Annotated in this window: 4 protein-coding genes; all 4 read left to right on the plus strand. The window is 54.1% G+C overall.

Translation table 11 applies throughout. The features are described 5' to 3' along the window. A partial coding sequence (locus RSA72_RS05570) for an arginine N-succinyltransferase (protein WP_332632851.1) occupies window positions 1-229 on the plus strand: 229 nt, incomplete at its 5' end. After that, window positions 229-1,698, plus strand: a complete 1,470-nt coding sequence (gene astD, locus RSA72_RS05575) for a succinylglutamate-semialdehyde dehydrogenase (protein WP_332624287.1) — start codon at window positions 229-231, stop codon at window positions 1,696-1,698. The genes RSA72_RS05570 and astD, both read left to right, overlap by 1 nt. A 22-nt stretch (window positions 1,699-1,720) precedes the next feature. After that, window positions 1,721-3,061 (plus strand): N-succinylarginine dihydrolase, encoded by a 1,341-nt coding sequence (gene astB, locus RSA72_RS05580; RefSeq protein ID WP_332624288.1) that lies wholly within the window; start codon window positions 1,721-1,723, stop codon window positions 3,059-3,061. Between the two features lie 52 nt (window positions 3,062-3,113). Next, window positions 3,114-4,088 (plus strand): succinylglutamate desuccinylase, encoded by a 975-nt coding sequence (astE, locus tag RSA72_RS05585; RefSeq protein ID WP_332632852.1) that lies wholly within the window; start codon window positions 3,114-3,116, stop codon window positions 4,086-4,088. The last annotated feature ends 434 nt before the right edge of the window (window positions 4,089-4,522 follow it).

Raw genomic sequence — 4,522 nt, forward strand, 5'->3', positions numbered from 1 at the left:
TGTTCAGGACAGCCACGTCTGCAAGGTGAGGCTGGTGCCTGAAGTACAGGAAGGCACAATCCGCTATCTGGTTGCCAATGACTGCTATCAGCATTACCGCGCCATTCTGGTCAGCAATCAGGCCGATCACGCAAGCCTGCCTTTAACCGCAGCCCAGGCTGAAGCCTTGGGCGTGGAAGCAGGGCAGTGCGTCCGCCTGCTGCCGTTAGATATCATGGAGAAACAATAATGTCACAAGGAAATTCATTCATTAATGGAGCGTGGTCTCCTGCGCATGGCAGTGAATGGAGCAAATTGAACCCTGTCAGCCAGCAGCCGGTTTGGCGCGGCAATGAAGCCACCGCTGCTGAAGTTGAACAGGCCTGCCAGTCAGCGCGCGCTGCTTTTGCAGCATGGGCGCGCCGTCCGCTGACAGAACGCCTTGAAATTATCCAGCGCTTTGCCAGCCTGCTGGAACAGAACAAGCAGCAGCTGGCTGCGGTGATCAGCCAGGAAACCAGCAAGCCGTTTTGGGAAACCCTGACTGAAGTTCAGTCGATGGTGGGCAAAGTCGCGATTTCAGTCCGCGCCTATCATGAGCGCACCGGCGAAAGCCTGACTGAAATGGCCGATGGCGCGGCTTCACTGCGCCACCGCCCGCATGGCGTATTGGCTGTATTCGGGCCGTACAACTTCCCGGGCCATTTGCCGAACGGCCATATTGTTCCTGCCTTGATTGCGGGCAATACCGTGGTGTTCAAGCCAAGCGAATTGACGCCGTGGACTGCTGAAGAAACCGTTAAATTATGGCAGCAAGCCGGCTTGCCTGCAGGCGTGCTGAATTTAGTGCAGGGCGGCCGCAGCATAGGCGAAGCTCTGGCGCAATCCAGCGAAATTGACGGCCTGCTGTTCACAGGCAGCGCCAACACCGGCTACCACCTGCATAAGCAGCTGGCTGGCGCGCCGGAAAAAATTCTGGCCCTTGAAATGGGCGGCAACAACGCGCTGATTATTGATGAAATCACTGATATTGATGCGGTGGTGAACTTAACCATTCAGTCGGCCTTTGTTTCTGCGGGACAGCGCTGCACCTGCGCGCGCCGCTTAATCATTAAAAATGGCGCAGCCGGCGATGCCTTTATTCAGCGCCTGCTGGAAGTGACCCGCAATTTAGCCGTGGGCGAATGGAATGCGGAACCGCAGCCGTTCATGGGCGGGGTGATTTCCCTGCAGGCCGCGCAGCAGATTCTGCAGGCGCAGCAGCGCCTGATTGACTTAGGCGCAGAAGTCTTATTGCCGGTGACGCAGCCAGATGCGAATAGCAGTCTATTAAGCGCCGGAATTCTGGATGTGACCGGCGTCAGCAATGTACCGGATGAAGAATACTTCGGGCCGCTCAGCTGCATTTACCGCTATGACAGCTTTGATGAAGCGCTGCAGATTGCCAACGCGACGCGTTTCGGCCTGTCTGTCGGCCTGGTATCGCCAGAGCGTGAACTGTTTGAGCGCGTGCTGATTGAAGCGCGGGCGGGCATTGTCAACTGGAACAAGCCATTGACCGGCGCGTCCAGCGCGGCGCCTTTCGGCGGTGTGGGCGCATCGGGCAACCACCGCGCCAGCGCGTTCTACGCCGCGGATTACTGCGCATGGCCGATGGCTTCTTTAGAAAGCGATCATGTGAATTTACCTGAGAAATTATCGCCAGGCATTGTGCTGTAGTCGATTGAAATGGAGTTTTAAAATGTCAGGCTATGAAATGAATTTTGATGGTTTGGTTGGACCAACCCATCATTATGCAGGTTTGTCTTTCGGCAATGAAGCATCGACCAAAAACCGCAACAATGTTTCCAACCCGAAACTGGCGGCCAAGCAGGGCCTGCAGAAAATGAAGGCGATGGCGGACTTGGGGCTGAAGCAGGGCGTATTTGCCCCGCAGGAACGCCCGCATGTGCCAACCCTGCGCAAGCTCGGCTTCAGCGGCGATGACCATAATGTGATTGAACAGGCGATGCGCGCATCGCCGGCGCTGCTGTCTGCGCTCAGTTCTGCGTCATGCATGTGGACAGCCAATGCAGCGACCGTTTCGCCTTCGGCGGACAGCGCTGATGGCCGGGTGCATTTCACCGCAGCCAACCTGAACAACAAATTCCACCGCTCCATTGAGCATGAAACCACATCGCGCATTATGGCGGCCATGTTCAATGATGAGCGCCATTTTGCCCACCATGCAGCTTTGCCTCCGGTTGCGCTGTTTGGCGATGAAGGCGCAGCCAACCATAACCGTTTAGGCGGCGCTTATGATCAGGCCAGCGTTCAGGTTTTCGTTTACGGCCAGCAGTTCCTGGGCGGCGGCGTTGGCCCGAAACACTATCCTGCGCGCCAGTCGCTGGAAGCCAGCGAAGCGGTTGCGCGCCTGCACCAGCTGAAGCCGGAACAGACTGTGTTTGTGCAGCAGAATCCGGATGTGATTGACCAAGGCGTGTTCCACAATGACGTGATTGCGGTGAGCAACCAGCAGGTGCTGTTCCATCACCAGCAGGCGTTCCTGAATCAGGCCGATGCTTTGGCGGAAATCCGCCGGAAGATGGCGCATTTGGAGCAGGACTTCATCTCGATTGAAGTGCCTGAGCAGCGCGTTTCCGTGCAGGACGCCGTGAATACTTATCTGTTCAACAGCCAGCTGGTGACGCGCGCAGACGGCGGCATGAGCATTATCGTGCCGGAAGAATCGCGCCAGAATAAAGCGGTGTGGGACTATTTGAATGACATGATTCAGATGGGCACGCCGGTTGACGATATTAAAGTCTTCGACTTGCGTGAAAGCATGCGCAACGGCGGCGGCCCTGCATGCCTGCGCTTGCGTGTTGCGCTGAATGAAGCGGAACTGAATGCGGTGAACCCGAACCTGTTCATGAATGACAGCCTGTTCATCCGTTTAAATGCCTGGGTTGACCAGCACTACCGCGATGCATTGACGCAGCAGGATCTGGCCGATCCGCAGCTGCTGATTGAAAGCCGCACCGCGCTGGATGAATTGACCCGGATTCTTGGATTGGGTTCGGTTTACCACTTTCAGCGTTAAGCGCTATTCAGCAAAAGCAGGGTTCAAGGAAAGCAAGGTTCAGGGAAAGCAGATGATGGATTTTTTAGGCAGTGTTTTAGCGCATAAAGCGCCGGTTTCTACGCAAGGCATGCATGGCGGCTTCAGCTGGGAATGGCTGGCTGAAGGGGTTTTATGTTTGACTCCGGAGCAGGCCTATGAAAAAGCTGTCGTGCTTTCCGCCGGCGTGCATGGCAACGAAACTGCGCCCATTGAGCTGCTGGAGCAGCTGGTTCAGGATATTTTTGCCGGAAAGCTGAAGCTGCAGGTCCGCCTGCTGCTGATTTTAGGCAATCCTGAAGCGATCCGTTCCGGCCAGCGCTATATTGAAAATGACATGAACCGCATGTTCTGCGGCCTGCCGCAGCAATTTGCGGCGGCTGCGGAAGCGCAGCGCGTGGCGGAGCTGGAACAGATTGCAGCTGATTTCTTCACGCACAGCCCTGCGCAGGCGCAGCGCTACCACTATGACCTGCATACGGCAATCCGCCCGTCACTGCTGCCGACCTTTGCTTTATTTCCGCAGCAGGCGCATGCCTATGACGCCACGCTGCTGGCCAGCCTGAATGCTGCCGAGCTGGACGCTTTGGTGTATCATAGCGCGCCCGGAAAAACCTTCACACACTTCACCAGCTCAGTGTTCCAGGCCGCCAGCGCTACGCTGGAACTGGGGCATGCCAAGCCTTTTGGCCAAAATGACTTAGCGTCATTTTCAGCCATTGATCAGGTGCTGCGCGCTGTAGTGAGCGGGCAGGCCTTGCCGGCGCGCAAGCGCCAGGCGATTCAGGCCTTTCAGGTCACAGATTCAATCATCAAGACGGAAGATGATTTTCAGCTCAATCTTGCAGATTCAGCGCCGAACTTTTCGGTATTCCAGCCGGGCGATGTCATTGCCGTGCAGCAGGGCCAGCCCTATGCCGTGGCGCAGCAGCCGGTCTGGATTTTATTTCCTAACCCTCAGGTGAAGAAAGGCCTCCGTGCAGGCCTGATTTTAACTGAGCTCAATTGAATTAATTTATTTTTAAGCGTTGCATTTTAAAATGGTGAACTTATAGGTTTTTAGGCTGAACAGTTTTTATTAACTTTGTAAACGGAATTGAATATATGGATATTGTTAAGAATATAAATTCAATATCTTCCTGCGCAGATTATTTCTGTATGAATCATCAGCGGGAAGTTTTTTGTCGTGTGTTATTTAAGCTAATGTTTTTCAATAGAAATTAACTTTATTTTTGGCATGTGTGTTGCGCAGCGCAACAGTTATTCCGGGCGGATGCAGATTTTAGGAATGCAGCATCTGACGCCTGAATAATATGCAGAATAAGTGTATTGAAAATATGTGTGGCTGAATATTGGATTGCGGAAAATCAATGAATGATTTCTGCGCAGTCCCATATTTACAACCTGATGTGTTGTAAATTGGAGTAATAAACATGATGAATG

The sequence above is a fragment of the Acinetobacter sp. genome, from assembly GCF_036659555.1.
In the GTDB taxonomy this organism is placed as follows: domain Bacteria; phylum Pseudomonadota; class Gammaproteobacteria; order Pseudomonadales; family Moraxellaceae; genus Acinetobacter.